This window comes from Pseudomonas sp. 313 (assembly GCF_000316965.1).
Taxonomy (GTDB): domain Bacteria; phylum Pseudomonadota; class Gammaproteobacteria; order Pseudomonadales; family Pseudomonadaceae; genus Chryseomonas; species Chryseomonas benzopyrenica.
On sequence record NZ_ANBZ01000094.1, the window covers coordinates 1 to 500 of the forward strand.

Here is a 500-nt window from a genome sequence, read left to right on the forward strand (position 1 = left end):
TGAAGCGGAGGGGGTTGACAGCGTCTCAGGATGCTGTAGGATTCGCCTCCCGCTGCCGAGATTGGTTAGACCGGTCAGGCAAGCGCAAGTGGTTGAGTTGAAACGAAAAAGTTCAAATCAACGCTTGACAGGATGTGAGGACAGCGTAGAATGCGCGCCTCGGTTAGCGACACGGTCGCAACCACTGCTCTTTAACAAGTTGAATCAAGCAATTCGTGTGGGTGCTTGTGAGATAAGTCTGATGTCGCAAGATTATCAGCAACACAAGTAACTCGTGAATTCATGAGTTTTTTGCGATTGCTGAGCCAAGTTTAGGGTTTTCTCAAAACCCGATCAGTCTACTTAACTGAAGAGTTTGATCATGGCTCAGATTGAACGCTGGCGGCAGGCCTAACACATGCAAGTCGAGCGGATGAGAAGAGCTTGCTCCTCAATTCAGCGGCGGACGGGTGAGTAATGCCTAGGAATCTGCCTAGTAGTGGGGGACAACGTTTCGAAAG

1 rRNA gene is annotated in these 500 nt (G+C 49.8%); it reads left to right on the forward strand.

Features of this window, described 5'->3' with window-relative positions:
- Window positions 1-343: 343 nt before the first annotated feature.
- Window positions 344-500: ribosomal RNA gene (locus tag C722_RS0122870) — 16S ribosomal RNA — on the forward strand; the annotation flags it as partial.